This window comes from Achromobacter xylosoxidans, from assembly GCF_014490035.1.
Lineage (GTDB): Bacteria > Pseudomonadota > Gammaproteobacteria > Burkholderiales > Burkholderiaceae_B > Achromobacter > Achromobacter bronchisepticus_A.
The window spans coordinates 1,891,652-1,918,496 of the sequence record NZ_CP061008.1 but is presented as its reverse complement, the minus strand read 5'-3'; the positions used below and the strand labels follow the sequence as shown (position 1 = coordinate 1,918,496).

At 64.9% G+C, this 26,845-nt stretch carries 27 protein-coding genes; 19 read left to right on the top strand and 8 right to left on the bottom strand.

Annotated elements, in window-relative coordinates; translation table 11 throughout:
- Positions 1 to 9: 9 nt before the first annotated feature.
- From purB to IAG39_RS08795, 5 genes are read left to right on the top strand one after another with little or no spacing between them, the layout of a single operon-like run.
- Complete coding sequence (purB, locus tag IAG39_RS08815; protein WP_118933826.1) at positions 10 to 1,374, top strand: adenylosuccinate lyase; 1,365 nt, start codon at positions 10 to 12, stop codon at positions 1,372 to 1,374.
- Positions 1,375 to 1,413: 39 nt separating this feature from the next.
- The gene (locus IAG39_RS08810) at positions 1,414 to 2,418 is read left to right on the top strand and encodes a Bug family tripartite tricarboxylate transporter substrate binding protein (protein WP_118933825.1); all 1,005 of its coding nucleotides are present in this window, start codon (positions 1,414 to 1,416) and stop codon (positions 2,416 to 2,418) included.
- A gap of 37 nt (positions 2,419 to 2,455) precedes the next feature.
- The gene (locus IAG39_RS08805) at positions 2,456 to 2,797 is read left to right on the top strand and encodes a carboxymuconolactone decarboxylase family protein (RefSeq protein WP_006391254.1); all 342 of its coding nucleotides are present in this window, start codon (positions 2,456 to 2,458) and stop codon (positions 2,795 to 2,797) included.
- Between the two features lie 13 nt (positions 2,798 to 2,810).
- Positions 2,811 to 3,674: a sulfurtransferase gene (locus IAG39_RS08800; protein WP_118933824.1), complete on the top strand. Its 864-nt coding sequence runs from the start codon at positions 2,811 to 2,813 to the stop codon at positions 3,672 to 3,674.
- Positions 3,675 to 3,681: 7 nt separating this feature from the next.
- A complete protein-coding gene (locus IAG39_RS08795; protein ID WP_118933823.1) occupies positions 3,682 to 6,018 on the top strand; it encodes a molybdopterin guanine dinucleotide-containing S/N-oxide reductase in 2,337 nt (778 codons plus the stop codon).
- A gap of 187 nt (positions 6,019 to 6,205) precedes the next feature.
- Here IAG39_RS08795 and IAG39_RS31740 read toward each other — a convergent pair whose 3' ends face one another.
- Positions 6,206 to 6,574 (bottom strand): helix-turn-helix domain-containing protein, encoded by a 369-nt coding sequence (locus IAG39_RS31740; protein ID WP_205736610.1) that lies wholly within the window; start codon positions 6,572 to 6,574, stop codon positions 6,206 to 6,208.
- 561 nt (positions 6,575 to 7,135) lie between these two features.
- On the opposite strand from IAG39_RS31740, the gene IAG39_RS08785 reads away from it, so the two are divergent.
- Both IAG39_RS08785 and IAG39_RS08780 read left to right on the top strand, forming a co-directional pair.
- Complete coding sequence (locus tag IAG39_RS08785) at positions 7,136 to 7,309, top strand: hypothetical protein (protein ID WP_165867916.1); 174 nt, start codon at positions 7,136 to 7,138, stop codon at positions 7,307 to 7,309.
- A gap of 286 nt (positions 7,310 to 7,595) precedes the next feature.
- Positions 7,596 to 7,970 (top strand): hypothetical protein, encoded by a 375-nt coding sequence (locus IAG39_RS08780; protein WP_124260387.1) that lies wholly within the window; start codon positions 7,596 to 7,598, stop codon positions 7,968 to 7,970.
- Here the strand turns inward: IAG39_RS08780 and IAG39_RS08775 are convergent.
- A complete protein-coding gene (locus tag IAG39_RS08775) occupies positions 7,957 to 8,964 on the bottom strand; it encodes an NADPH:quinone reductase (RefSeq protein ID WP_205736609.1) in 1,008 nt (335 codons plus the stop codon). The genes IAG39_RS08780 and IAG39_RS08775 overlap by 14 nt on opposite strands.
- A 71-nt stretch (positions 8,965 to 9,035) precedes the next feature.
- Positions 9,036 to 10,469 carry a PLP-dependent aminotransferase family protein gene (locus IAG39_RS08770; RefSeq protein ID WP_118933830.1) on the bottom strand — a complete coding sequence of 478 codons (1,434 nt, stop codon included), beginning with the start codon at positions 10,467 to 10,469 and terminating at the stop codon, positions 9,036 to 9,038.
- A 394-nt stretch (positions 10,470 to 10,863) separates the two neighbouring features.
- On the opposite strand from IAG39_RS08770, the gene IAG39_RS08765 reads away from it, so the two are divergent.
- The gene (locus IAG39_RS08765) at positions 10,864 to 11,280 is read left to right on the top strand and encodes a hypothetical protein (RefSeq protein ID WP_118933821.1); all 417 of its coding nucleotides are present in this window, start codon (positions 10,864 to 10,866) and stop codon (positions 11,278 to 11,280) included.
- Between the two features lie 54 nt (positions 11,281 to 11,334).
- On the opposite strand, the gene IAG39_RS08760 is transcribed toward IAG39_RS08765, so the two are convergent.
- From IAG39_RS08760 to IAG39_RS08750, 3 genes are all read right to left on the bottom strand, one after another.
- Positions 11,335 to 11,847 (bottom strand): hypothetical protein, encoded by a 513-nt coding sequence (locus IAG39_RS08760; protein WP_118933820.1) that lies wholly within the window; start codon positions 11,845 to 11,847, stop codon positions 11,335 to 11,337.
- 213 nt (positions 11,848 to 12,060) lie between these two features.
- On the bottom strand, positions 12,061 to 12,750 hold the full coding sequence (locus tag IAG39_RS08755; protein ID WP_118933819.1) for a phosphoribosyltransferase: 690 nt from the start codon (positions 12,748 to 12,750) through the stop codon (positions 12,061 to 12,063).
- 88 nt (positions 12,751 to 12,838) lie between these two features.
- The gene (locus tag IAG39_RS08750; RefSeq protein WP_118933818.1) at positions 12,839 to 13,939 is read right to left on the bottom strand and encodes an NAD(P)-dependent alcohol dehydrogenase; all 1,101 of its coding nucleotides are present in this window, start codon (positions 13,937 to 13,939) and stop codon (positions 12,839 to 12,841) included.
- Positions 13,940 to 14,246: 307 nt separating this feature from the next.
- Here IAG39_RS08750 and IAG39_RS08745 point away from each other — a divergent pair, with 307 nt between their 5' ends.
- Positions 14,247 to 14,492 carry a hypothetical protein gene (locus tag IAG39_RS08745; RefSeq protein ID WP_118933817.1) on the top strand — a complete coding sequence of 82 codons (246 nt, stop codon included), beginning with the start codon at positions 14,247 to 14,249 and terminating at the stop codon, positions 14,490 to 14,492.
- A 59-nt stretch (positions 14,493 to 14,551) separates the two neighbouring features.
- On the opposite strand, the gene IAG39_RS08740 is transcribed toward IAG39_RS08745, so the two are convergent.
- Together IAG39_RS08740 and IAG39_RS08735 are read right to left on the bottom strand one after the other, a co-directional pair.
- Complete coding sequence (locus IAG39_RS08740; RefSeq protein ID WP_118933816.1) at positions 14,552 to 15,385, bottom strand: universal stress protein; 834 nt, start codon at positions 15,383 to 15,385, stop codon at positions 14,552 to 14,554.
- Between the two features lie 46 nt (positions 15,386 to 15,431).
- Positions 15,432 to 15,857 carry an Hsp20/alpha crystallin family protein gene (locus IAG39_RS08735; RefSeq protein WP_059371804.1) on the bottom strand — a complete coding sequence of 142 codons (426 nt, stop codon included), beginning with the start codon at positions 15,855 to 15,857 and terminating at the stop codon, positions 15,432 to 15,434.
- A 261-nt stretch (positions 15,858 to 16,118) separates the two neighbouring features.
- Here IAG39_RS08735 and IAG39_RS08730 point away from each other — a divergent pair, with 261 nt between their 5' ends.
- The 10 genes from IAG39_RS08730 (at position 16,119) to IAG39_RS08685 (ending at position 26,834) form a co-directional block, all read left to right on the top strand.
- Positions 16,119 to 16,544 carry a universal stress protein gene (locus IAG39_RS08730; protein WP_165867915.1) on the top strand — a complete coding sequence of 142 codons (426 nt, stop codon included), beginning with the start codon at positions 16,119 to 16,121 and terminating at the stop codon, positions 16,542 to 16,544.
- Between the two features lie 11 nt (positions 16,545 to 16,555).
- A complete protein-coding gene (locus IAG39_RS08725; RefSeq protein WP_118933814.1) occupies positions 16,556 to 19,021 on the top strand; it encodes a cation-translocating P-type ATPase in 2,466 nt (821 codons plus the stop codon).
- Positions 18,994 to 19,842: a L,D-transpeptidase gene (locus tag IAG39_RS08720; protein WP_223283458.1), complete on the top strand. Its 849-nt coding sequence runs from the start codon at positions 18,994 to 18,996 to the stop codon at positions 19,840 to 19,842. The genes IAG39_RS08725 and IAG39_RS08720 overlap by 28 nt, the downstream gene beginning before the upstream one ends.
- A 70-nt stretch (positions 19,843 to 19,912) precedes the next feature.
- Positions 19,913 to 20,371 carry a universal stress protein gene (locus IAG39_RS08715; RefSeq protein WP_059371800.1) on the top strand — a complete coding sequence of 153 codons (459 nt, stop codon included), beginning with the start codon at positions 19,913 to 19,915 and terminating at the stop codon, positions 20,369 to 20,371.
- 15 nt (positions 20,372 to 20,386) lie between these two features.
- A complete protein-coding gene (gene mgtA / locus IAG39_RS08710; protein ID WP_118933813.1) occupies positions 20,387 to 22,933 on the top strand; it encodes a magnesium-translocating P-type ATPase in 2,547 nt (848 codons plus the stop codon).
- 132 nt (positions 22,934 to 23,065) lie between these two features.
- Positions 23,066 to 23,503, top strand: a complete 438-nt coding sequence (locus IAG39_RS08705) for a CBS domain-containing protein (RefSeq protein ID WP_240633388.1) — start codon at positions 23,066 to 23,068, stop codon at positions 23,501 to 23,503.
- A 19-nt stretch (positions 23,504 to 23,522) separates the two neighbouring features.
- Positions 23,523 to 24,041: a flavodoxin family protein gene (locus IAG39_RS08700; protein ID WP_059371798.1), complete on the top strand. Its 519-nt coding sequence runs from the start codon at positions 23,523 to 23,525 to the stop codon at positions 24,039 to 24,041.
- A gap of 125 nt (positions 24,042 to 24,166) precedes the next feature.
- Positions 24,167 to 25,255 carry a PAS domain-containing sensor histidine kinase gene (locus IAG39_RS08695; RefSeq protein WP_118933812.1) on the top strand — a complete coding sequence of 363 codons (1,089 nt, stop codon included), beginning with the start codon at positions 24,167 to 24,169 and terminating at the stop codon, positions 25,253 to 25,255.
- The gene (locus IAG39_RS08690; protein ID WP_059371796.1) at positions 25,252 to 25,905 is read left to right on the top strand and encodes a response regulator transcription factor; all 654 of its coding nucleotides are present in this window, start codon (positions 25,252 to 25,254) and stop codon (positions 25,903 to 25,905) included. Before IAG39_RS08695 ends, IAG39_RS08690 begins: the two co-directional genes overlap by 4 nt.
- A 194-nt stretch (positions 25,906 to 26,099) precedes the next feature.
- Positions 26,100 to 26,834: a helix-turn-helix domain-containing protein gene (locus IAG39_RS08685; RefSeq protein ID WP_223283457.1), complete on the top strand. Its 735-nt coding sequence runs from the start codon at positions 26,100 to 26,102 to the stop codon at positions 26,832 to 26,834.
- Positions 26,835 to 26,845 lie beyond the last annotated feature (11 nt).

Genomic DNA, 26,845 nt, shown 5'->3' with positions numbered 1-26,845 from the left:
ACCCGCACCATGCCCGTTTCCGTCTTCGACATGCAATCGCTCCAGCACCTGTGGAGCACCGATGAACTGCGCGCCATCTTCTCGGAAGAGAACCGCGTCCAGCAATGGCTGGATTTCGAGGCCGCGCTGGCCGAGGCCCAGGCCGAGCTGGGCATCATCCCGGCCGCCGCCGCCGCGCGGATCCGCGCCCAGGCGACGGTGGCCAATATCGACATCGCCGCGATGTCGGCCGAGATCCGCCGCATCAAGCACTCGCTGGTGCCGGCGCTCAAGCAATTGCAGGCGGGCTGCGGCCCCGACCATGGTGAGTGGCTGCATTACGGCGCCACCACCCAGGACGTGGTCGACACCGGCGTGGCGCTGCAGCTCAAGCAGGCCCATGCCGTCTTCATGCGCGACCTCGCCGCCATCGGCCGCGAGCTGGCGCGCCTGGCGCAAAGCCATCGCGACACGCCCATGGCAGGCCGCACCCATGGCGTGCAGGCGCTGCCCATCACCTTCGGGCACAAGTGCGCGGTGTGGCTGGACGAACTGTCGCGCCATCACGAGCGCCTGAAGGAATGCGAGGCGCGAGTGCTAGTGGGCATGGTGGTCGGCGCGGTCGGCAGCCAGGCCTCGCTGGGCGAACAGGCCGCCGAGGTCGAGCGCCGCACGCTGGCCAAGCTGGGGTTGGAGACCGCGCCGATCAGCTGGGCGCCGGCGCGCGACCGCTTCACCGAATACGCGCTGGTGCTGGCCATGATCGGCGCGACGCTGTCGAAGATCGGCAATGAACTGTTCAACCTGCAACGCAACGAATTCGCCGAAGTCGAGGAAGCCTTCTCGGAAGGCAAGCTGGGCTCGTCGACCATGCCCCACAAGCGCAACCCGACCTCGGCCGAGAACCTCGCCGGCCTGTGCCGGCCGCTGCGCGCCAATGCGACGCTGATGCTCGAAGGCATGGTGCAGGAAGGCGAGCGCGACGGCATTGCCTGGAAGATCGAATGGAAGGCGCTCCCCGAATGCTGCCTGATCGCCGGCGCCATGCTGTTCCAGGCCAAGAACCTGCTGGCCGGACTGCGCGTGGACGCCGACGCCATGGCGCTGAACCTGGACCGCATGCGCGGCTACCTGCTGTCCGAACACGTGATGCTGGACCTGTCCGAGCGCGTCGGCAAACAGACCGCGCACGAATGGATCTACGAAGCCTCGATGCACGGCATCACGCACAAGCTCGATTTCGCCCAGGCGCTGCGCCAGCACAAGGATCTGGCCAACCTGCTGGGCGAGGAAGAAATCCTGCGCCTGACCGATCCCGCGGGTTACCTGGGACAGTGTGCCGCCTCGGTGGACAGGGTGGTGCAGCGACATCAAGCCGGCTGGCTGCAAGCCTGACGGTTCCCCTTGATAAAAAATACACAGGAGACAAACACCATGGGCATTTCCTTCGCAAGCGGCGCCATGCGCCGGCTGGGCCGGCGCGCCGCCCTCGTCGCGGCGCTGGGGCTGGCGGCACTGGCCTGCGGCCAGGCGCAGGCGGCATTTCCCGAGCGTCCCATCACCCTGGTGGTCGGCTTTCCGCCGGGCGGCGGCGGCGACCTCTATGGCCGCCTGATCGCCACCGCCATGGGCAAGACCCTGGGGCAGACCGTGATCGTCGAAAACCGGCCGGGCGCGGGCGGCAACATCGCCGCCGGCCTGGTTGCCAAGGCCGCGCCCGATGGCTACACCATCCTGCTGGCCATGAGCGGCAACCTGGCGGTCTCGCCGGCGCTCAAGCCGCAGAGCCTGCCGTACAAGGTGCCGGACGACTTTGCCCTGATCGGCCTGATCCTGGAGGCGCCGCACGGCCTGTTCGTGGCCACGCCGTCGCATTTCAAGACGGCGCGCGAAGTGATCGACGCCGCCAAGCAGAAGGAACTGACCTTTGCCTCCACCGGCACCGGCGGCGCCGCCCACATCGGCATGGAGACCATCAAGGAACTGGGCCACCTGAAGCTCCTGCACGTGCCGTACAAGGGCTCCGGCCCCGCCATCACCGACATGCTGGGCGGGCAGATCGACATGTTCTTCGCCACCGCATCGCCGCTGGTGCCGCAGGTGCAGCAGGGCCAGTTGCGCGTGCTGGCCCTGACCGGCCGCCAGCGCAGCCCGATCCTGCCCGACGTGCCGACCTTCAAGGAGCTCGGCATCGACATGACCATGACGCAGTGGTACGGCCTGGCGGCGCCGGCCGGTACGCCGCCCGCGGTGCTCAAGGTGCTGTCCGAGCACCTGTCGCGCGCGCTGGCGGACCCCACGGTGCAGAACACGATCCGCAAGGACGCCGCGATGGAGCGCGACCTGCCGATGGACCAGTTCAAGCAGTACATCCTCGACGACATCGCCAACTACCGCAAAGCCGCCACCCCCGACCTGCTCAAGCAGATCGGCCAATGACCCAATCCGACCGAACCGATTTTCAGGAGACCCCACCATGTTGCAGAACTGGACCGACACCCTCGCCAACAACCGCAAGGCCGGCGAGGCCCTGGGCAAGCACAACCCGCAGCTGCTGACCGCGTTCCGCGCTCTGAACCAGGCGCAGGGCGCCACCGGCACGCTGGACGCCAAGACGCGCGAGCTGATCGCGCTGGCGGTGGCCGTCACCACGCGCTGCGACGGCTGCATCGCCGCGCACGCCGACGCCGCCCGCAAGGCCGGCGTGACGGAACTGGAGCTGAGCGAGGCCTTGAGCACCGCCATCGCCCTGAACGCGGGCGCCGCCTATGTGTATTCGTTGCGTGCGATGGACGCGCTGACGGCGGGTCAGGGTTGAGCGGGAGCCACGCATGTACACCACCCTGATCAGCGCGGACGAACTGGCCCGCGCCCTGCAAGACCCGCAACACCGCGACATCGTGGTGCTGGACTGCGGCTTCGAGCTGACGGATCCGCAGGCGGGCCGCCGCCACTACGATGCCGGCCACCTGCCGGGCGCGTTCCACGTGCATCTGGAAGACACCCTCAGCGGCCCCAAGACCGGCCGCAACGGCCGCCACCCGCTGCCCGACCGCGCCGCGCTGGCGCGGGCCCTGGCGGCGCTGGGCGTGAACGCGGACACCCAGGTGGTCGCCTACGACAATGCCGGCGGCATGTACGCGGCGCGCCTGTGGTGGCTGCTGCGCTGGATCGGCCACGAGGCCGTGGCGGTGCTCGATGGCGGCGCAGGCGCCTGGAAGGCCGCGGGCCAGCCGTTCACGACCGATGCGCCGGCGCCGCGCCCGGCGGGAGCCCTGGTCGTCGGCGAGGGCCGCCAAGCCACGCTGGACTACCTCCAGCTGCGCCAGGCGCTGGCCGCCGACGCGCGCCGGGTGCTGGACGCGCGCGCCCCCGACCGCTACCGGGGCGAGAACGAGACCCTGGACGCGGTGGGCGGACACATCCCCGGCGCCCGCAACCGGTTCTTTCGCGACAACCTCGGCGCCGACGGGCGCTTCCTGCCCCCCGCCGCGCTACGCCAGGCCTTCCTGGCGCAGCTCGATGGCCTGGCGCCGGACGCTGTGGTGTGCCAATGCGGTTCCGGCGTCACCGCGTGCCACAATCTATTGGCCATGGAAATCGCGGGCCTGTCCGGCGCGGCCCTCTACCCCGGCTCGTGGAGCGAATGGAGCGCGCAACCCGACGCGCCCGTCGCCACGGGCGCCAACCCCTGATCCGCCCATGATCGACGCCTCTTCCCACCCTCCCCGTCCCGACAGCGGCCGCCTGTCCCATAGCGCGCACTGGGGCGTGTTCTCGGCCGCCTGGAAAGACGGCGCGCTCGACGTCCGGCCGCATCCGGGCGATCCCGACCCCAACCCGCTGATCCAGAACTTCACCAACGCGCTCGACCATCCGGCGCGCGTCACCACGCCGATGGTGCGGCGCGGCTGGCTGGAACGCGGGCCGGGTCCGGACGCGCGCCGGGGAAGCGACGATTACGTGCCGCTCGGCTGGGACGACGCGCTGGACCTGCTGGCCGCCGAACTGCGCCGGGTGCGCGACCAGCACGGCCCGCAAGCGGTGTTCGGCGGTTCGTATGGCTGGTCCAGCGCCGGCCGCTTCCATCACGCGCAGAGCCAGGTGCACCGCTTTCTGAACACGGCGCTGGGCGGCTACGTGCGCTCGGTCAACAGCTACAGCGCGGGCGCCTCGGCCGTGATCCTGCCGCACATCCTGGGCAGCATGGACGACGTGGCTCGCCGCAACGTCACCTGGGAACAGATCGTGGCGCACACCGACGTGGTGCTGGCCTTCGGCGGCATGGCGCTGAAGAACTCGCGCGTGGCCAGCGGCGGCATCAGCCGGCACATCGAGCGCGACTCGATGCGCCAGGCCGCGCGACGCGGCTGCCGCTTCCTGAACATCAGTCCGCTGGCCTCCGACCTGCCGGCGGACGCGGCGGCGCAGTGGGTGCGCGCCGTACCCGGCACCGACGTGGCGCTGATGCTGGCGCTGGTGCATGAGCTGGTGGCCAATGGCTGGCATGACCAGCCATTCCTGCGCGACTTCTGCGAAGGCTGGGATGGCTTCGAGGACTACCTGATGGGCCGCGCGGACGGCCAGGCCAAGGATCCGGCCTGGGCCGCGCCGATCTGCGGCGTGCCGGCCGCGGACATCGCGCGGATCGCGCGGTTGCTGCCGGGCAAGCGCGTGCTGGTGACCGTGGCGCATTCGCTGCAACGCGCCGAACATGGCGAACAGCCGGTCTGGATGGGCGCGGTGCTGGCCGCGGCGCTGGGGCAGCTGGGATTGCCGGGCGGCGGCTACGCCTACGCGCTCGGCACGCTGGCGCACTACGGCAAGCGCAGCAACGCGGTGCCGGTGGCGTCGTTGCCGCAGGGCGTGAACGGCGTCAAGGCGTTCATCCCCGTGGCGCGCATCGCCGACATGCTGCTGCAACCTGGCAAGCCGTTCGACTACAACGGCAAGCGCATGGACTACCCGCACATCCGCCTGGCCTATTGGGCGGGCGGCAACCCGTTCCACCATCACCAGGACCTCAAGCGCCTGTCGCGCGCCTTCGCCACGCTCGACACCTTCGTGGTCCACGAGATCGGCTGGACCGCCACCGCGCGTCACGCCGACATCGTGCTGCCCTGCACGATGACGCTGGAACGCGAGGACATCGGCGGCGCGCCCACCGATCCGCTGCTGGTGGCCATGCACCGCATCGCCGCCCCCAACGGCCTGGCGCGCGACGACTACGACATCTTCGCCGACCTGGCCGAACGGCTGGGCACGCGCGAGGCCTTCACCGAAGGCCGCAGCAGCGGCGAATGGCTGCGCCACCTGTATGAAAGAACCCGCGCGGCCCTCGAGGAAAAAGGCCTGGAGGCGCCGGACTTCGACCAGTTCTGGACGCGCGGCGAGTTGACCCTGCCGCAGCAGGACGACGACGGCGGCATCCTGCGCGCGTTCCGCGACGATCCCGCCGGCAAGCCGCTGCCCACGCCCAGCGGCAAAGTCCAGATCAGCTCGCCGACCGTGGCCGGCTTCGGCTACCCCGATTGCCCCGGCCATCCTGCCTGGCTGACGCCACAGGACGCGCCGACGCCGGCGCATCCGCTGTTCCTGGTCGCCAACCAGCCCGCCACCCGCCTGCACAGCCAGCTGGATTTCGGCGCTCACAGCGCGTCGCAAAAGCGTCAGGGGCGAGAAGTGTGCACGCTGCATCCCCGCGACGCCGCGGCCCGCGGCATCGGCGAAGGCGACATCGTGCGGCTGTTCAACGACCGCGGCGCCTGCCTGGCCAGCGCCACGCTCAGCGACCGCATCATGCCCGGCGTGGCGCAACTGCCCACCGGCGCCTGGTACGACCCGGTGCGGGACGAGCGCGGCGAGGTGACGCTATGCGGCCACGGCAATCCCAACATCCTGACGCGCGACGCCGGCACCTCGTCGCTGGCGCAAGGTTGCAGCGGCCAATTGACGACGGTGCAGATCGAGCTCCATGACGGGCCGTTGCCGCCGATCCGGGCCTTCGAGCCCCCTCCCACGGCAGCGTCCGCGCGCTGATGCCGCGCCCCCCCGGGCTGGCGGGCGGCACCACGCCTTCCACTTCGACGCCATGCGCGAACTATGCGAAGTCATCTGCTCGGCCGGGCTATATCCCCATGTCCAGGGCGCCCAGCGCGGCACCTTCCCAAGGCCGGCGCCCCTCCCCCGAGGATGCCCGATAGCGGCTTTGGGTAGCCACCTGGGGTCAAGCCGGCACACCCCGGCTCGCCAGCGCTTGGCGGGGGTCGGCGGAATCTAGTTCTTCACGTAGTACGCCGCGGGCTTGAACAAACAGCGATCGATAGACTGCTTCGCGCGAAACACACATGATCTTTCCGTCAGGAGAATGACGCTTCAGCCATCCTGAAATTTGTTCTGGTGACCAGTCAGCCTCCAACAGGCGTATCACGGTACTGCGCAGCTGCGGTTCACGGGACAGCAGGTAAGGCTTCGGTCGCAGACCACGCTTGAGGAACTGCTTTTCAGCATCGTACGCTCGGTACTTCCCTGGTCCACCATTGCGGCCGACCTCTCTCGAGATCGTCGATGCTGAGCGGCCTAACTGGCGACCAATAGCTCTACGGGGTGAGTGCTGATGACTGTTATCAGCCTGAAGCGGCCGCTTGGTTGAATTCTATTGATGACCGATCATGGCCGAGAACGGCCATAGTCTAGGGCTAGCAAGTCGCCGGCCGACATGCCGCATGGATCGGACGGCGCCGTCAAAAAGGCGAACGTTATTCCTGCCACTCAAACCCTGAGCTGCGGAAACGGGGTTCTCCCTTTTCGTTGAAGTTCACGTATCGGCGTGGAGATTTGACAACACCGAGAGCCTTAGCCTGCGACAAGAGGTCGCACCCAAGACCTGTTTGCAGCTTGCGCAAGCCAGAATCGCAGTACAAATCGAACAGTTCAACGATTTGCATGAGGCCTGGCGGTAGAATCCGGCCGTGCATCGGGAACATGGCGCCCGCCGCGCTGAGCTTGCCGGGACGCGGAGAGTCCGTGTTCCCCAACCCCACAGCGCAAGGTGAAATCCGGCAGCCCGATCTCACACTCGTCGGAATCGGGCTGATGCGCTTCGTGGCCCTCGCGGCTATCGCTCGTTTGTCTTTGCCCGGCCCACGAGTAGTAAATGAAGCTGCTGAAGCAGCGTTTTGAGGAAATGATGAATTTTTGGGTCCCTGTAATCTTCGGTACGTTCAAGCTCCTCGTGTTGGGAACAGGCATGTTTCTCGCCATCAAGTCCCATTACGATGGAGAAAAAAAGGAGAAGAAGGAAAAGGAGAAGGAGATGAACGCAACGTAACAGGGACCTCGTTGCTATTGGGGACATCCTGATCGCGGCGCTCGATGCAGCGGGATCGCGATGTCAGATGTTCTCGTCCAGATCGTCGAGCTGCACCGCTCGTGAAGGACCGCTATACGGAACGCGGTCCGGCGAAGCGAAGGATTGCGGGGCCGCAGGGAGCAGTCAGCGCCTATAGACCATGTAGGCAATGCCGAGCATTCCCATTACCGTGCCGCCGACTATGAGCGCGACGCTTTCCGTCAGCTCGGAGCCGTGCACATACAACAGCAGGCACGTCACCGCGATGAGCGCGATCGATGAAACCAACAAGAACAAGCGCCACTGGGTTCGTATCGCTCGCCATGCTTCACTCAGCGAAAATCCGCGGCTACGCATGGACCGTGACGCCAAACAAAAGCCTGATTCCGATTCCGCCAAACATTCCGCCCTGCAAAAATCCACTCCATATATTCCACTGATTTCGCCTGCTCCAAAGGCGACGGCCTACCGCTGCCCCCTCAATGCGGAACGCCAGAGGCGTGCAGGCGATTCAGGCGAGCAACGACGGAAAGAGGCTGGCGAGGATTACTCTCGTCAGGAAATGAGACGAACGGCGCCGCATGTCATCGCCTTGCCCACCCAATCCCCGTCGGACATGGGCAGGGCTACGGTTTCATGATCAGGCGCACCCCTCTTTCCGCCCCGCTCTCGAGGCGGCGATGCGCCTCTGCAACTTCGGACAGTTGCAGTATTTCCAGGTTGCGCGGTTTCAGCGTGCCTTCTGTCAGCAGTTGATTGACATGGTTGGCCGCCATTTGCAGGTCTGCGCTACTGGCGTTGCTGATCGCAAATCCGACCAGGCGCGCATCACGGGTGTACAGCGCCCCGACCGGGAGTTCCGGACGAGCCTTCAACCCGGCCATCAGGACCACTCGTCCACCATGGGCGATCAGGCCAACCGCCTTGTGGAGGTCATGGCGGCCCGATGTGTCGAGATGGACATGGATGCCCTCAGGCGCCGCGGCACGGATTTCGTCCACGAGATGCTCATCGCTATAGTCGAGCACCACGTCCGCGCCCAGCCTGCGGCAATAGGCCTGATCGGCCGCCGCCGCAGAGGTGATGACTCGCGCGCCGGCACGCGCGGCGGTGACGATCGCTGCGCTTCCCACATGGCCAGCGCCGCCCGCGATGTAGACGGTCTCGCCTGCCTGGGCCTGCCCATGCTTGATGATCGCCAAATAGGCTGAGGCCGCGGGGTGGAACGACCCGACGGCAACTTCAGGCTTCACGTCGTCCGGCAGAGGGTAGAGACGGTCGGCCGCCACTACCGCATACTCGGATGTACAGCCTTGCCGGCCGGCATGCCCCAGGCTGTTGGACCAGACGGCGTCGCCAATCTTGAAGGTACTTGCGCTGGAGCCCACCGCCGCGACGGTTCCCACCAGATCCCTGCCGACCACGAACGGGAACGGCAGCGGCGTCATGTATTGGCCAGATCTCACGAATGTGTCGATCGGGTTTACCGCCGCGTACTTCACTTGTACGAGTACGTCCGTGGGACCAGGTTCTGGCACACGGATCGGCTCAATGCGAATTTGCTCCGCAGGGCCACGTTGATCGATCCATGCGGCGCGCATTGTGCTACGAATAGAAGACATGCTTGCGATCATGGACCATTCGCCGGAGGGAAGAAAGGTGCAAGAACTGGCGAAATCAATGGGACATGCTCGCCAGCCGCAGATCAATCATCCAGATCCTGCAGCGCGGCCTTCAGCCGCCGCACCGATGCCAACGCCTCTTCGGGCGTGGCGAAATTGGCAAACCCCATCAACAGGCCACTGTCTTTTCCCTTGCGCATCCGCCAGTTGCTCAATGCGTGAACAGGAAACCCCTGAGCATGCGCGGCGGCGGCCAGCGCCTTGTCGTCTTGCGGGTGTTTGAGACGAGCGAGAACGTGCATGCCGCCCACTTGCGGCTGTACCTGCACGCGGTCGCCGTATGTCTGGACCAGCGCATCGACCAAATAACCGTGCCTTTTGCCGTATAAGGTGCGCATCTTGCGCAGATGCCGGGCAAAATGGCCTTGCTCGATGAAGTCCGCGACCATGGCTTGACGCAAGATGGAGCCCGAACCCGACAGGTTGTATGCCATGTCCTGAAACTTGCCGACCTGGGAGGCCGGCACGACAAGATACGCGAGGCGCAAGCCTGGAAACAGGACCTTGCTGAACGTGCCGCTGTAGAGTACCCGCTCGTCGCGATCGAGGCATTTCAATGCTGGCAACGGCCGGCCGTGGTAGCGGAATTCGCTGTCGTAGTCGTCTTCAATGATCCACGCCCGGTTGCGCCTGGCCCAATCCAACAGTTCCAGCCGCCGCGGCAGCGACAGCGCTACGCTGGTCGGACTTTGATGGGTGGGCGTGACCACCGCGAAACGCGCCAGCGGCGCTCGCCGCTCGCCTGCGCCGACATCCAGACCTTCTTCGTCGACCGGAACCGGTGTCAGACGCATGCCGGCGCACTCCAGGCACCAACGAGCGTTGATGTAACCCGGATCCTCAAACCAGCCCTGGTCCCCTGCGCGCAACAACGTGCGGCACACCAGTTCCAGCGCCCCGCGGTACCCCGTAGTCACGAATACCTGCTGAGGCGAACAGGTGATGCCGCGCGAGATACCCAGATAAGTGGCAATGGCATCCCGCAAAGGCATGTACCCAGCCGGATCGGGGGCGGTCATCGCCGCCGTCTCCAAGGTACGCACGTTGCGCCCCGCCAACCGCGCCCACACCTTGCGCGGAAAAGCATCCAATGCGGGAAGACCTAGTTGAAATGGCAAGGCCACGCCGAGCGACGCGTGCGGCGAACGCAAGGACTCGCGCTCAGGGTTTGCCACGACTTTCGCCTTGCCCGGATCCCGCAAATTCCTCAGCCTGGGAGACACGATAGTGCCTGCCGCACCGCGCGCAACGAAGTAGCCTTCGCTGGTCAACATTCCATATGCAGATTCGACAGTGCCTCGCGCCAGGTTCAATTCACTGGCCAGGCTGCGCACCGACGGGACACGATCTCCCGGCTTGAGCTTGCCGCTGGCGATCGCCTCGCGATAACGCCGATACAGCTGTAAATAAACCGAGTCGCCTTTCCCTCGGCTGGGCGTCAGGTATTGAGCCACCATAGCCATGTCCCACTAATTTAAAAAACTCTTGCACCTTCTTGCTAGGGCATGGGTGTCCTACATTCGGATGGACCGACAAAGGAAAGCACGTGTCCCTCTTCGATTCATCCTTCTCGAAAACGACCATGATTTTTCAGGCCGCTTTCGCCGTCACGCGCGAATTGCGTCCGCATCCGACAGATGCCGCAGCAATCGCGGCTCCAGTATATCGCCTAGCCAAGTAGGGCTTGCATGCCCAAGGGTATGCACTTAGGCCAGCCGCCATGGCCCGCACGCCTGCGTGCGCGCCGGCAAAACACGCCAGTTCACCCACAGAAGCCGGCCTTTGCGGCATCCCCATCACGCATGCGCGAATGACGCAGGGGCTTCATCAAATGATTCAGGAAGCACAGGAATGGAATGCATCTCCCAAGCAGTTGTGAAAATCTCGGAAGCGAAGGTCAATCGCCATATGGGAGAATGGCGCCGGCAGCACAGGATGGGACTGGACCGCGGCAGACGCCTGGTCATCGGCGGACTGGTCGTCAGTGAATTTCGCTACCTCCTGGCGGATTACAGCGATGGCGAGCTGTCGAGCTTTGAAGATTTCCAGGCGATCGCCGACGCGGCCGATGCTCTGACGGCAGGGTGTGAAGCCGATTTCTTGAATCCGCGCGAGTATCAGAATCTCAACATCGGGCTGTCTACCGCGCAAGCCAATCTGAAGGATCTGATGATGATCATCCGGACGATCGCGCAATACGTGCAAGAGTGTCATGAGCAAGGGTGCGAGGAGCGGATTGCGCTGGGACCGCAGTTCAACGGAAAGTAGTTGGCTTCCTTATGAAAGGCCGCCGGCAGCCATGCTGCCGGCGGCGATCCATGTTCACCGGTTCGGGGCGCCGCCGTTGAGTTGCTGCTGCATCATCTGTTCCATCATCCGCTGCTGCATACCCATGTACTGGTCCCTCATGTACTGGCGCTCCCTGATCTGTTCGGGACTCTGATTCGAGTAATTCCCCCGCATGGCGCCCCATCCCATCATTGGACCTCCCTGATGGTGGCGCCCGCCGCCATCCGCCGCGCAACACCCCATCGCGCCGCCGTTCCACATCTGACCCATCATGCCCATGGTCTGCTGCATCAACGCCTGATGCTCTCGAAGCAGCTTCTGACGCTCGGCCGGGTCGCTGGTCTTTTGGATCTGGTTCATTTGCTGCTGCATCTTCTCCAGATTTTCCCTGGCTTCGGCCGCCTTCTTGTCAAATTGTTCGATGTTCTCGGTGGGTTGCGCAGCCTGCGGCGCAGCAGCGGGTTGCTCCTTGGGGGCCGCGGCGCCCGCCAAGGCGGGAAGCAATGAGGCAAACAATGCGTATAAGGCCAGCTCGCGCATCTTCATGATCGGTCTCCATGTGGTTGGTATCCCCAACGGCTTCGGCGCTGAAAGGATGATCAGAGCCAGCGTATATCGGTCTGTATGATGAACATTGACAATCGTCAACATACTGGCCGAACCTGTCGGCGACACGCCGTGGCATGTGCGTCGCCGATCTTCTCGAGCAAGCATTGCTTGTCGTTTCCATGGTCTGTCTGCCTTGGGCCCGAACGGGCATCAGCCGCGATGCGGCGCAGAAGCCGCGGTCCATGCGGAAAGCGGGTGGCTACGCTCCGCTTCCCGCAGCAGACGTATGACCTCGTCATCCTCGGTCTGCTCGAAGTCCTCGTACCATTGCCCCACGCCATAGAACGGAACCGGCGTGCCGATGCAGATCATTTCATCCGCCTCGTCCGCAAGCTGCTGCCGGGTCTCGGCAGCGGCGACCGGCACCGCGACCACGATTCTTGCCGGTCCCGCCTTGCGTATGGACCGCAGGGCCACGCGCATGGTCGAGCCGGTCGCAAGGCCGTCATCGACCAGTATGGCGATCTTGCCCTGCAACTGCGGCGGCGGCCTCCCCGCGCGATACAAGGCTTCACGGCGCTCGATTTCCTTGCGCTCGCGCAGAACGATAGGCTCTATCGCGCCCGGCGAGATGCCGTAAGCCTCGATAGCCTCGGATTGAAACAGAGTCTGATCGCCGCTTATCGCGCCGATCGCATACTCGGGATACCCGGGCATTCCGATCTTGCGCACCATCACGACATCAAGCGGCGCGTCCAGCGCCGCGGCGACCTGGAACCCCACCGGCACGCCGCCCCGTGGCAACGCCAGCACGATCACGTCTGGACGGCCTGCGTACCGCATCAGCAGGCGCGCCAGCAACACCCCGGCCTCCCGCCGGTTCTTGAAGGAAATATTCATCAGAGCACCTACGCCGCAGACTGCTGCATTCCGGGCCGGCATGCCGTTATCCCGCGGCGTCCGTACCCGGGCCGGGAACGAAGAGCATTCAAGAAGGCTGGATGGCGACCTTCAACACGTTATCGCGCTGGTTTGCGAAGAGATCGTAGGCGTCCGCAATCTGGTCGAGGGTATAGCGGTGCGTGACCATTTTTGCGAGGTCCAGGCGGCCTGATTCCAGAACGCTCATGAGGCGGCGCATACGCTCCTTTCCGCCGGGGCAGAGCGCGGTGTTGATCCTGTGGTCGCCCAGTCCAGCCGCGAACGCGGACACCGGAATCTTCAGGTCGCTGGAATAAACGCCCAGGCTGGACAGCGTTCCTCCCGGCTTCAATACGCGCAAGGCGGATTCAAAGGTGCTCTGCTGTCCCAACGCTTCAATGGCGGAATCCACCCCTTTTCCGCCCGTCAGCCGCAAGATTTCCTCCACGACGTCGCAGTCATGGAAGTTCAGGACGATGTCCGCGCCCCACGAGCGCGATATTTCCAGGCGCTGCGCATTGCCGTCCACGCCGATGACAGTGGTCGCCCCCAGCAGCCGGGCGCCTGCGGCCGCGCAAAGTCCTATCGGGCCTTGCGCGAACACGGCCACCGTGTCGCCTATGCGGATGTTGGCGTTCTCGGCGCCTTTGAATCCGGTGGACATGATGTCCGGGCACATCAGCACCTGCTCGTCGCTCAAGCTGTCCGGCACCGGCGCCAGGTTGGCCTGCGCGTCGGGAACCAGCAGGTACTCGGCCTGGGCGCCATCGATCATGTTGCCGAACCGCCATCCCGCGGTGGCGCGGTATCCGTGGCATCCGCACATGCCGCTGGCCACCAGATAGCTGCCGTCCTGGGAAGGGGCGCCGTCCTGGGCGGCGTATGAATTGAAGTTCGGACAGATTGCGCCGGCGATCACGCGCTGGCCCTCGGCGTAGCCCGTCACGGCGCTTCCCAGTTTCTCGATGACGCCTACCGGTTCGTGGCCGATGGTCAGGCCAGGCTTTACGGGATACTCGCCCTTGACGATATGGATATCGGTGCCGCAAATGGTCGTGGTCGTGATCTTCAGCAGCGCGTCGTTCGGGCCGACGTCCGGAATGCGCTTTTCCCGTATTTCGATGTGATCCTTCCCGGCAAACACGACTGCTTTCATCATGGAGGTCATGGCTTATCTCCTGCTCTGAAACGGGGATGGTTCAATTTTCGGCGCGCGCGAGGGTACGCCCCTGTCGCCATCGGACCGCGAGACGTGCTTTCAGCTTAAAAGACGGAACCGGGGGAAACTTGACCGAGGTCAATTTTTCCGCGCATGGGGCATGTATCTTGACGCTGTGCCACTGGCCATGGCCCCAGCAGGGCGGCACTCATATCCCCGCCCCGTCATTGGCGGCCTGCAGCACTCACGGCAACGCGATCCTGGCCTTCCCATCATCGCCTCTGCCAGGAAGCCCCACTCGTTCCAAGGAGAACCCGTGATCACGCCACCCCGCTCCCGAAACGCCATCGCCGTCATCGCCGTTGCCGCGGACGGAACCACCTACAGAATCGAACGACGCAGTCAGCTGCGGCCGCAGGAAGCGCCTGCGAACACGTTCTTTTACTGCTGCCTGCCCGACGGGCAATTGGTCGACCAGATCGGATCCGGAACCTACCAGCTTCCCGACGGAACGATCGTCAGAACGCGCCGGCGCCGCGATCTCCAGGAGAACGGAATCTAGCCCGGCGCCGCTCGCTTCCTGGCCGCTGCCGGGGAGCGCATATGCGTTCCCCGCAAGCCTCAGTGGGAGAACAGGACCGGAACCGTCATGGCGGCGAGCAGCGAACGCGTGGCGCCACCCATCACCCATTGGCGCATGCGGCTGTGTCCATACGCGCCCATGACGATCAGATCCGCGTTGAAATCGGCGGCTGTGCTCAGGATGACGTCACCCACGTCTATCTCGTTCGTGCTGCGGGATTGGTGTTCCGGCAAAGGAAAGCCATGGCAGGCGCAGTACGCCGCCAGGTCTTCGAACGGCACTTGCGCGCCCCCGCTGGCATCCAGGTCGTCCGTCGTCAGAACGGCCAGGGCGTTCGCATTGCGCAGAAGCGGAGCCGCGTCGGCGATCGCACGAGCGGCCTCCCGGCTACGGTTCCAGCAATACAGCACCCGGGCGCCCGCCCCATTGAACTTGCCGGCCGAGGGCAACACGATGACGGGCCGCCCCGCGGACATCAAGACCTGCTCCACGAAGTAATTGCCGACAGCCGCGTCCACGTCGTTTCGATTCTCCTGACTGATGACCAGGACATCGGAACAGCGGGCATGGGTGACGACACATTCCGCAGGCGCGTCCTCGCCCTGCCGCCATGAAGCCGCCACGCCGCTCTCGCGTGCGGCCTGACTGAACGTCAGCTCGACAGCCGTGCGCCCTTTCTCGTTTATCTGCTTGGCCATGTCCATGGAACGGACCCACAGGCCTGCCTCATCGTAGAAATAGCCGGGCGAGATGTAGCTGGCAAATATCCCGGTCAGATGAGCGTCATTGGCGCGGGCGAGTTGCAGGGAGAATTCGACCCGGCGAGAACAATCGAATCCATGGTCTAGATGAACGGCAATTCGGCGATACATGATTACCTCTACGGAAAGCGAAAGGACTTGCCGGGCGAAATGCGCTTCATTCGATCTGCAGCGTCTTGTTCCGGCTTCCAGCCGCCTTGGGCAGGGTCAGGATCAGCACGCCGTTCTCGCAGACCGCCTTGGCCGCCGCCTGGTCTATCGGGCTGGCCAGCGATACCGAGCGTTGGATCCGCCCCCAGAAGCGCTCCTGGCGGACGACGTTCCCCGCCTCTTTCGTTTCGCTGCTCTTTTCCTTGTTGGCCGAGATCATCACGGTGTTTCCATCGATCTCCACCGAAATGTCCTTCTTGTCTATCCCGGGAACCTCCGCCTTCAGGACATACTTGTCGCCCGCCTCGGTGACGTCGATATCCATCCGTGGAGTCTGTTCATCCAGGTTCTGTCGAATCGGCCGCAGGAACGCCTGGAATACGTCCGACAACGGTTCACTCATGAATGGGCTGTATTGCGTCAATCGCGACATGGTTATCTCCTTTCCATGATGATGAGAGGCGGGCTCAGGTACACCCGCCTTTCCATGTTGCTCCAGCGTGCGGCGCCCAAGTTGACCTTTGTCATCCAGAAAACGGGGACAAGAGTTCCGCCCATGCGCAAGCCTCGCCGGCTGCGTTGAAGCAATCGGGCGACAACTTGACCGGCGTCAATTTCAACTGCGGGATGCGCGCGATGATGGCAATAAATGCGGGGCCATGCGGCCCGGGCATCAACTTCTATCGGAGGCGCCGTGAAAAACGTACTTATTCCCGTGGATGGATCGGGCAACTCCCTGCGCGCCGTGCGCTATATGGTCGACCATGTGCGCGAACACGGCCCTTGCTCCATACACCTGCTGAACGTGCAAATGCCCATTGTTTCGGGAGCGGTATTGGCCTTTTTTGAGCCGGAGGCGATCCAGGAGTACTACGACGACGAATCGAAGATGGCCCTGGCGGAGTCGGAGGTCCTGCTGGACCGGTCAGGAATCCTCTATCAAAGGGCGACACGGATCGGCAACGTCGCCGAGTCCATCAAGGCCTATGCCACCGAGCAGGGATGCGACCATATCGTCATGGGTTCGCGCGGACTGGGCGCGGCCGGCAGCCTGTTGCTGGGTTCGACCACCTTGAAGGTGCTGCACACGGTTCACATCCCGGTGGTGCTGGTCAATTAGGCCAATGAGCCATGGCCCCGCCGGATCATCAGCGCACGCTGATCTCGATCAGCCTGGACCTGATCAAGGATCCAATGTTCGCCCTGCTGCTTGCGGGGGGAGGGCTTTATGCGATTCTGGGAGCCTGGCATGAAGCCGCCTTGTTGCTCCTCTTCGTGCTGGTCATTTTCGCGCTGACGGTCGGGCAGTCCCTGCGTACGGCGCACGCATTGGAAGCGTTGGGACGCCTGGCGGCGCCTCGCGCCCTTGCGCTGCGCAACGGCAAGCGGTACTGGGTCGCATCGGCGGAACTTGCACGCGGCGACTCTGTGCTGCTGGCGGAAGGGAACCGCGTCCCGGCGGATGGTCAGCTCATCGACGGCGAAGGCCTGCTGGTCGACGAGTCCGCACTCACCGGAGAGTTCCAGCCGGTATTCAAGCGCATACAGGCCACGCCCGGAAGCGGCGCCGAAATGCTCTGCGGGGCGTTGGTGCTGTCGGGAACGGGCGTCATGCGCGTGGATGCCGTCGGGGACGACACCAGATTGGGAGCGTTGGGTCAGGCCATGCGGCAGCTGACGCCTGAACGCGCGCCCCTGGAATCGCAGACCCGCCATTTCATCCTGCGGTTCATGTGGGTGGGCTTCATCCTTTCCCTGGCCACGTGGGCCTTGTATGTCCACATGCGGGGAGGATGGTTCGAAGGGTTGTTGGCAGGCATCGCGCTGGCGATGAGCCTGCTCCCGCAGGATTTCCCGGTCATCGTGACGATCTTCTCCGCGATGGAAGCCAAGCGCATAGCGGGCGACGGCGTACTCGTCCGGAAGCTGAGCGTGGTCGAAACCCTGGGCAAGACGACTGTGTTGTGCGCCGACAAGACGGGCACCATGACAACGACCACGATGGCCGTGCGCCAGCTGCATGTCGGATCCACGAGCCTGGACACATCCGATCTCGTGGGCGCAACCGGCGCCAACCCAGCACCCGAGGTCTGGAATCTGGCTGAAACGCTGGCGTTGGCGAGCGTGCCCGATTCCGGGGACGCGATGGAGGACGCCTTCCGCAGCTTCGCTGCGGAACTTGCCGTCCGTCCGCCCGCGCCAAGCTCCCTCAAGCTGACAAAAGCCTATCCGTTCTCTTCCGCGCGACTGGCGGTCGTCCACGCCTGGACGGCCGCGCCGGAGAACTTCATCCGGATCGCGTGCAAAGGCGCGCCGGAAGCGGTGTTCAAGCTTTGCCGGCTGACGCCGGACCGCCAGGCGGAACTGGAGGCCGAGGTCCGGCGCATGGCCGGGGAAGGCCTGCGGGTCCTGGCGGCAGCCAGCGCACGCTGGCCGGCTTCGCCGCTACCCGATAATCCGGAAGATATACCTCTGCAGTTTGCCGGTCTGGTCGGGCTGGAAAACCCGCTGAAGGAAGGCGTGAGCCGTTCGGTCGCCGCTTGCGATGACGCGGGCGTGCGCGTGCTCATGCTGACGGGCGACCACCCGGCGACCGCCAGGGCCATCGCCCGCCAGGCAGGCATACCGGCCGATCTCGTGGCCGAAGGCGATGTCCTGGAGCGGGAAAGCGACGAACGCCTGTCCGAACTGGTCAAGCGCGTAAGCGTTTACGCGCGTGTGAAGCCTGAGCAAAAGCTGCGCCTGGTCCAGCTCCTGAAACAGCAGGGGGCCATCGTCGCAATGACCGGCGACGGCGTCAACGACGCGCCCGCCCTACGCGCGGCGCATGTCGGCATCGCCATGGGCGGGCGCGGCACCGATGTCGCGCGGGAGGCCGCAGACCTGATCCTTACCCGCGATGATTTCTCCGACATCTTGAACGCGATCCGGCAAAGCCGGCGATTGTTCGACAACCTGTCCAAGGCGATCGTCTATATCGTCGCGGCGCATGTCCCGATAGCGGGACTGGTGATTCTGCCCCTGCTGTTCGGCTGGCCGGAACTGCTGCGCCCAGCCCACGTGGCATTCCTGGAGATAGTGATCGGTCCCCTGTGCGGGTTGGCGTTCGAATCGGTCGCGGGAGAGCCGGACCTCATGCGCCGCCCTCCTCTGCCCGTGGCGAAGCCGCTCTTTTCATTGAGGACGTTCCTGCTCGGCTTTGCCCAAGGACTGGCGCTGCTGGCAGCGGTGGGGCTGCTCTATGGCGGGCTGCAACAAATGCAATCGCCTGCGGATAGCGCCCGAGCCACCGCCTTCTGCGCCCTGGTGCTGGGCAATCTGGCCTTGATGATCAACAACCGCGCGCCCCACCGGCACCATACTGGCATGTGGGACGGAGCGACCCGACTGGCGATAGCGTCAACGCTGGCCCTGCTTGTGTTGACTTTGGAATGGCCAGCCCTGCGCCGTCTGTTCGAATTCGGCCCGTTGGACGTCAGAGGCTGGGCCGCCGCCTGGCTCGTGGCGGCAACGGTGTGGCTGGTCGCCCGGGGACTACGCCCGCTGGGCCAGCCGCTAAGGACGCAAAAATGGCTGCACTGCAAGACTGCACGATGATTCCCGGCGCATCCGGACTTGCCGCCCGCGCGGTACGCACCGCCGCGGCCACGCTCCTGTGCGCGGCCGCGGCATCCCAGGTGTCGGCCCAGCCCACGCCCGAGGACGTGGCCCGCGCCTTTCGCCTGGAAGTCATGCCCGCGCTCCAGGTGTCCGCCAGCGACCAGGCGCGCTATGGCGGCCTGGCGCTGCAGGCCCTGGCCGATGCCGGCGTCGGTCTGCTTGGCTCGCAGTATGTCCTGCTGGTCGACAGGAACGCCAGGGTCCAGGCCGTGCTGCTCTATTGGCTGCCCGCCGCCGGTCCGCCCGTCTATGTGGGCGCCTCCTCCGTCTCGACCGGAAAAGTCGGCCAGTTCGACCATTTCGAGACGCCCACCGGCGTGTTCGCGCACTCCTTGGCGAACCCCGACTTCCGCGCCCTGGGCACGAAGAACGCGAACGGGATACTGGGCTACGGCGCGAAAGGCATGCGGATCTACGATTTCGGCTGGCAGCAGGCAAACCGGGGATGGGGCAATAGCGGCGCCAGCACGATGCGCCTGCAAATGCACGCGACGGACCCGGTCCTGCTCGAACCCAAGCTGGGAACGCCGCAGTCCAAAGGCTGCATCCGCATACCGGCCACCCTCAACCGCCTGCTGGACAGCTATGGCCTGCTGGACGCCGACTATGAGCTTGCGGCGGACCTGATCTCTCGTCCCTGGGTACTGCTGCGCGACAGAACCCCGGTCCCTGGCGCCGGGCGCTACCTGATCATCGTGGACACCAAACGCGAGGACCGGCCGGACTGGTCCGCCCCTGGGCGCGCTGTCGCAAAGTGACTTGACTCCGGTCAAGATCCGCCGCTTCCAAAGGCCGATACTTTGCGCATCCCCTCTTCCGGAGACAGTCATGTATCAACGCATATTGGTACCCATCGATGGCAGCGCCACCTCGGACCTGGGTCTGAACGAAGCGATACGCCTGGCCCAGCTCACTCATGGCAGCCTGCGCCTGATTCATGTAATCGATGAGCTGTCGTTCGCCCTGGCTGTGGACTCCTATGGCTACTATGCCGGCGAGTTGCTGGATCTGCTCCGGAAAAGCGGCGCCGAGATCCTTGAAAAAGGCATGGCTGCGGTCCGGGAGCAAGGCATCATCGTGGAAGGCGTGCTCTATGAAAACCTGGACAAGACCGTGCAGCAGCGCGTGATCGCGGAGGCGGAAAGCTGGAAGGCCGATCTGATCGTCATCGGCACGCACGGCCGCCGGGGCGTGCGCCGCATGGTTCTGGGCAGCAGCGCGGAAGGAATCCTGCGGGGAGCCCCCGTGCCCGTCCTGCTGGTGCGAGCCCCCGCCGGCACCGCGTGACCGCGCGGAGGTCCGATGGATGAACGGCCTGACGTCTATCCCTGGTGGAACGAGGACGAGCAGGCGCTCTACGCGCGCCTGGGCTGCACCAGCCTAGGCCTCGACTCCCAGGAGGCATCCCGCCGGCAGGCATTGGCGCCGCCCAAGCCGCGGCTTGCCCGCCTGCGGGAGGGCGCCGTATTTCTTCTGCGCCGATTCGCAAGCCCGCTGGTTCTCATCCTCCTGATCGCCGGCGCCGTCTCGGCGTCCCTGGGAGAACTCGGCAACGCCCTGATAATCGCGGGCATCGTGCTGGTGAGCGTCACGCTCGACGCCTACCAGGAAAGGCGCAGCGCCCAGGCCGAGTTGAAGCTCCAGCAATCCGTCGCGCAAAAGGCCACCGTGCTGCGGGACGGCCGCAGCATTCGCATTCCCGCCACGGCGGTGGTTCCGGGCGATCTGCTCGCGCTCGAGGCCGGGGACATCATCGCAGCGGATGCCTGGCTGGTTTCCAGCCGCCATCTGCAGGTCAATCAGGCCTTGCTGACCGGCGAGTCCTTCCCCGTGGAGAAAAGCGCCGCCGCCACCGATATCGGGACGGATCAGGCTATCGATGCGCCGCGCGCTGTCCTGGCCGGCACGGCCATCCACAGCGGCAGCGCGACAGCCATCGCGGTGCTCACCGGCGCGCAAAGCGAACTGGGCAGGATCGGCGCCGACATCTCCAGGCGCGCAAAGCCGACGACGTTCGACCTGGACATACAGCGCTTCGGCTACCTGATCCTGCGCCTGACGGTGTTCCTGGTCCTGTTCGTCCTGCTGATCAACGCTCTGTTCCATCGGCCATGGCTGGAGTCCTTTCTTTTCGCCATCGCCCTGGCCGTGGGATTGACGCCGGAACTGCTGCCCATGGTGGTGTCGGTGACCCTGGCCAGAGGGGCGATCAGACTGGCTCGCAAGCACGTCATCGTCAAGCAGCTTCCGGTCATCCAGAACCTGGGCACCATGGATGTGTTCTGCACGGACAAGACCGGGACGCTCACCGAAGCGCGGATACGCCTGGACCGGACCGTGGATGTGGAGGGCAGGCCCAGCGCAAGCGCGGCTGCCCTGTTGCAGGTGAACAGCCGTTACCTGGCGGGCGCCAAGAACGCCCTGGACGAGGCGGTGCTGTCCGCCAGCGGCGCGCCCCTGGACGCTTGGACCCTGCTGGCCCAGCTGCCGTTCGACTTTGACCGGCGCTGGGCGGGAACGCTGGTGCAAGGGCCGCCCGGCGTCCGTCTGATCGTCAAGGGCGCTCCGCAGGACGTGCTGCGCCTTTGCTCGGCCTATGCGCCCGGCGGCGACGCCGCGCCCGCGCCCTTGACCGAGGCCGTCCGGCAAACGGCCGGACAGACCCTGCACGACATGGAAAGCAATGGATTCCGCGTGCTCGCGATCGCGTCAAAAGCGATGCCGGCCGCCGGGACCTCGGTGGACAACGACGATGCCTCGGACATGGTGCTGCACGGCTACGCCGCGTTCGCGGATCCGCCGAAACGCGGCGCCGCGTCCGCGCTGAAGGCGCTGCGCGCGCGCGGCGTGCAGGTCAAGGTCATTTCGGGCGACAGCGAACTCGTGACCCGCCATGTCTGCGCGCAACTGCAGCTGCCCGTCGAGGGCGTCCTGACCGGGACGGAACTTGCCGCCATGGACACGGCGACCCTGCGCGGCCTGGTAGAGAAGACCACGCTCTTCTGCCGCATGACGCCGGCGCAGAAGGAGCGCGTGGTGCTGGCCTGCAAGCAGCTCGGCCACACGGTCGGCTACATGGGCGATGGAATCAATGACGCCCCGGCCCTGCACGCCGCGGACGTCGGGATATCCGTGGAGTCGGCGACGGACGTGGCGCGGGAAGCGGCCCGCGTCATCCTGCTCAGGCGCAGCCTGGGAGTGGTGCATGACGGCGTCATGGAGGGCCGCCGCACCTACATGAACGTGTTCAAGTACATCATGATGGGTACCAGCTCAAACTTCGGAAATATGTTCAGCATGGCCGGCGCGGCGCTGTTCCTGCCCTTTCTTCCCATGCTTCCGGTGCAGATCCTGCTGAACAATATGCTGTACGACCTGTCGGAATTGCCCATTCCCCTGGACAACGTGGACGCGGAGGACATCTCCTCCCCGCGCCGCCTGGATATCGGCCTGATCCGCCAGTTCATGTTCGTCATCGGGCCGGTAAGTTCCGCTTTCGACTTCATCACCTTCTATCTGCTGCTGCATGTGCTCAAGGCCACGGAAGCCGAGTTCCAGACCTGCTGGTTCGTGGAATCGCTTTGCACGCAGGTGCTGGTCATCTTTGTCATCCGGACCCGGCACAACCCGCTGCGCAGCCGGCCGCAGGGCGCGCTGGCGGCAGCCTGCTTCCTGGTCGTGGCCGCGGCGCTGTGGCTGCCACTGGGGCCGCTGGCCGGCTTCTTTTCCTTCGTATCCCCTCCGCCGCTCTTCTACCTCATGCTCGCCCCCCTGGTCGTCTGCTACCTGGCCGCCGTCCATGAGATCAAGCGCCGGTTCTTTCTTGCGCGGTTCGCGCGCCGGGAATAGCGCCGCGACGCAGCGCATGCTTGATCAATGTCAAGGAGCGCCGGCTCGGCAGGCTCAATATGGAAACGTCGGACTCGACCTACGAGTTGCGCCTTTGACGTCCTGGAGAGCAACATGCGCGCGCGGAATCTTATGACCCCAGACCCCTATTGCGTCACGGCGAGAACGCCGGTTTCCCAGATCATGCGCGCGATGCTGGACAAGAACATCAGCGCGGTGATGGTGCTGGGCGACGATGGAAAATTGATCGGGCTGGTCAGCGAAGGCGACCTGGTCAGGCGCCAGGACAGCACGCATCAGAAAAAGGTGGACCACTGGCTGGCCCTGCTCGCCGAAGGCGAGGCCTTGAACCTGGAGTTCCTGCACAGCCTGCAACTGGGCGAGCAGACGGCCGCCTCTGTCATGAGCAGCCCGGTCATCACGGTGGAAGAAGACACGGAACTGGCCCAGATCGCCGACCTGATCCTCAAGCGCGGCATCAAACGCGTCCCGGTTACCCGCAGCGGCAAGCTGGTCGGCGTGGTCAGCCGCAGGGACATCCTGCGCGCGCTGCTGGACCAGGAAGGCTGAGCACCCGAAGGGAGGCATCATGGAGCGCATCGGAATCTTCTTTTATTCGCGCACCGGCACCGCCCGCGCGACGGCCGAGCGCCTGGCCTCCCTGAGCGGTTGGCCGGCCTATGAGATCCGCGATGCCGTCCCCAGATTCGGCCTGAGCGGCGACTGGCGCTGCATCGTCGACAGCCTGCTCAAACGCTGCCCGGACGTGCGCTATGAAGGCCCGGCCCTGGATAGCTTCGACCACGTCATCCTCATTGCGCCGGTCTGGCTGCGGTCGCTGGCGGCGCCCATGCGGGCCTTCCTGAAAATGCAGGGACGCTTGATCAAGGCCTACTCCGTCATCTGCGTCATGTCCGGATTCGGCGGCTTTCGCGCCGTGGATGACATCGCCACTCTGGTCGGGTCCAAGCCGCGCTCGATCCTGCTCCTGAAACAATACGACGTGCTGGCCGAAGAGTGCGACGCGTCCCTTTGCCGCTTCCGGGAGCAAATCCGGGCGGCGGCGCCGGCGGCATGGGACGACCCGGTATTGCCCGCCGTCGATTGATCGCTCCCCTTTTACAAGGGCTAGTGCGTTCGTATTACCTCGCTCTCACCAGTAGCGCGGCGCGGGAATGTGTGCTGCAATAATTTTCTATCCGCCTCAGGGCTGGCTCCTCGCACGTTCCCGCAATGAAGCACACGTTCAGCGCGCCGCCACTGCTCGACATCATCCAATCCGCCACCGAGCCGATTATCACGATAGACGAGCGCCAGCGCATCGTGATGTTCAACCCGGCCGCCGAGCGCGTCTTCCTTTGCCTTGCGGACGACACCATAGGGGCGAACCTCGACACCCTGATTCCCGTGCGGTTTCGCACCGCCCATGCCCGGCACGTCGACCGATTCAAGCTCACTGGAATTTCCGAACGCCAGATGGGTCTGGGCGGACCGTTATGGGGCCTGCGGTCCAACGGCGAAGAATTCCCCATGGAAGCCTCCATTTCCCAAACCAGGACGGAGGCAGGCGTATTTCTCTCCATCTTCCTACGGGACATCACCGAGCGGCAGCGCGTCGATCAGGCGCTGCGCGCGTCCCGCGACGAACTGACTCGTCTTTCGAACGCCTTGCTGCATGTGCGCGAGCAGGAGAAAAAGCACATTGCCCGGGAGTTGCACGACGATCTGGGGCAGACCCTGACCGCGCTGACCATGGAACTGTCCCAGCTGGAAGCCGGCTTCGCACCCGACGACAACGACATGCGCGCCCGCGTGCGCGCCATGCGGCGCCTGATCAAGAAAACCTTCGCTTCGTTGCGGCGCATCGCTTCCGACCTGCGCCCGGTCATGCTGGACGATCTGGGGCTTGCCGCCGCGGTCGAATGGCTGGTGGCGAATTTCGTTTCCCGATACGGTATCGACGTGGAAGCGCAAATCGACATCGGGCCGGCCGAGCCCGGCAAGCCTGTAGCCACCACGCTGTTTCGCGTGGTCCAGGAGGCGCTGACCAATATCGCCAAGCATGCCCAGGCCACCAAGGTGCAACTGCGGCTGCGCTGCACGGAATCGACGTGCGAGCTGACCGTCCAGGACAACGGCGTGGGCGCCGCCCCGGAAAGCCTGGCCAAGAAACTGCCCTTGTCGCTGGGCCTGCAAGGCATACGCGAACGGGTCCGGCTGCTCAACGGCGAGGTCACGATACACACGCGGAAAAAAGGGGGCTTCCGCCTGCATGCGCAGATGCCCGCGCAACCCCCGGAATCCAGGTGGGAGGCCGCGTGATCACCGTCATTCTGGCCGATGACCACACGCTGCTGCGCGCGGGACTAAGACGCCTGCTGGAACATGCCGGCGACATCTCGGTGGAAGGCGAGGCCGGCAACGGATCAGAAGCCTTGAAGCTGATGGCCCAGCGCCCGTGGGACCTGCTGGTGCTGGACATGTCCATGCCCGGCCGTGACGGCGTGGACCTGATCCGCCAGATCCGGCATGAGTACCCGAAAATCCCGATACTGGTGCTGACCATGCATGGGGAACAGCAGTACGCCGTGCGCGCGATCAAGGCGGGAGCAGCAGGATATCTGACCAAGGACAGCGCCGCCGAGGAGCTGGTGGAAGCGGTGCGCAAGGTCGCGGGCGGAGGCCGGTACCTGAGCCAGTCCCTGGCCGAGAGCATCGCTTTCGAACGGCACGGCGATACAGGCGCCCTGCCCCACCTGTTGCTGTCCGACCGTGAACTGTCGGTATTCCGGCATCTGGCCTCGGGCCTGAACAACTCGGACATCGCCCGGCTGCTGTTCCTGAGCGTCAAGACCATCAGCACCTATAAATGCCGCATCCTGGTCAAGATGCAGCTGCGCAACCAGGCCGACCTGGTGCGCTATGCAATCCGGCACCGGTTGATCGACGACAAGGACAGCCCGGACGCCTGAACCCCCGCTGGGGCGCGGCAGTCAACCCAGGTAGGAATATTCCTACAGCCGTAGGTAAACACCACGCCAATCTGGCGGGATGCGCCGATAGCGCGAAGCGCCACGGCCACGCATACTGGGTCCGTACATCCGCGGGGCATGCGCCCGCCTGCCCCACGCGGATTTCCGGCAGTCCGACTCAGTGAGGCGCCATCATGGATACCCTCTCGCCGTTTTCCGCAACCCGATTGCCATTACGCGCCGAGGTGATGGGCGATTGCGAAGTCTGCCCTCTCGCCCGTATCTGCCACGCCGGCACAGACGCAGGCCTGGCGCCTGCGGCCACGCCCCACGCCCGCCGGCTGGTCCATCAGGGCGAGGCCATCTATCGCGCAGGCGACCCTTTGCAGAATCTGTACCGGCTGCGCTCCGGGTCGGTGAAAATCCGGGCCACCAATCCGTCCGGCCTGGAACAGATCACCGCCTTTCCCGTCGCTGGCGCCGTGCTGGGACTGGACGCGATCGAGACCGGTACGCACACCAGCGATGCGATCGCCCTGGAGGATTCCCTCGTCTGCATCCTGCCCTTCTGCGAACTGATGGGAAACTGCCGGCAGGACTTCATCGCCGCCCAGCAGTTCAACCGGCTGATCTCCCATGACATCAATGAAGGCCGCGAGCTGCTCATGGCCCTGGGGTGCATGACCACCGAGGAACGCGTCGCGCACTTCCTGATAGGCATATCCGAGAGAATGGTGGCAAACGGGTACTCGCCCCGCGAGTTCATTCTGAAGATGACACGCCAGGACATCGCCAATCATCTGGGCATGAAGGTGGAAACGGTGTGCCGGGTCTTCGCGCGCATGCAGGATGCAGCCCTGGTCAGCGTGCGCAGAAGGCAACTGGAAATCCGCAACATCGAAGCGCTCCGCAAGATCAGTTGCGGATGAGCGCAGGCGGA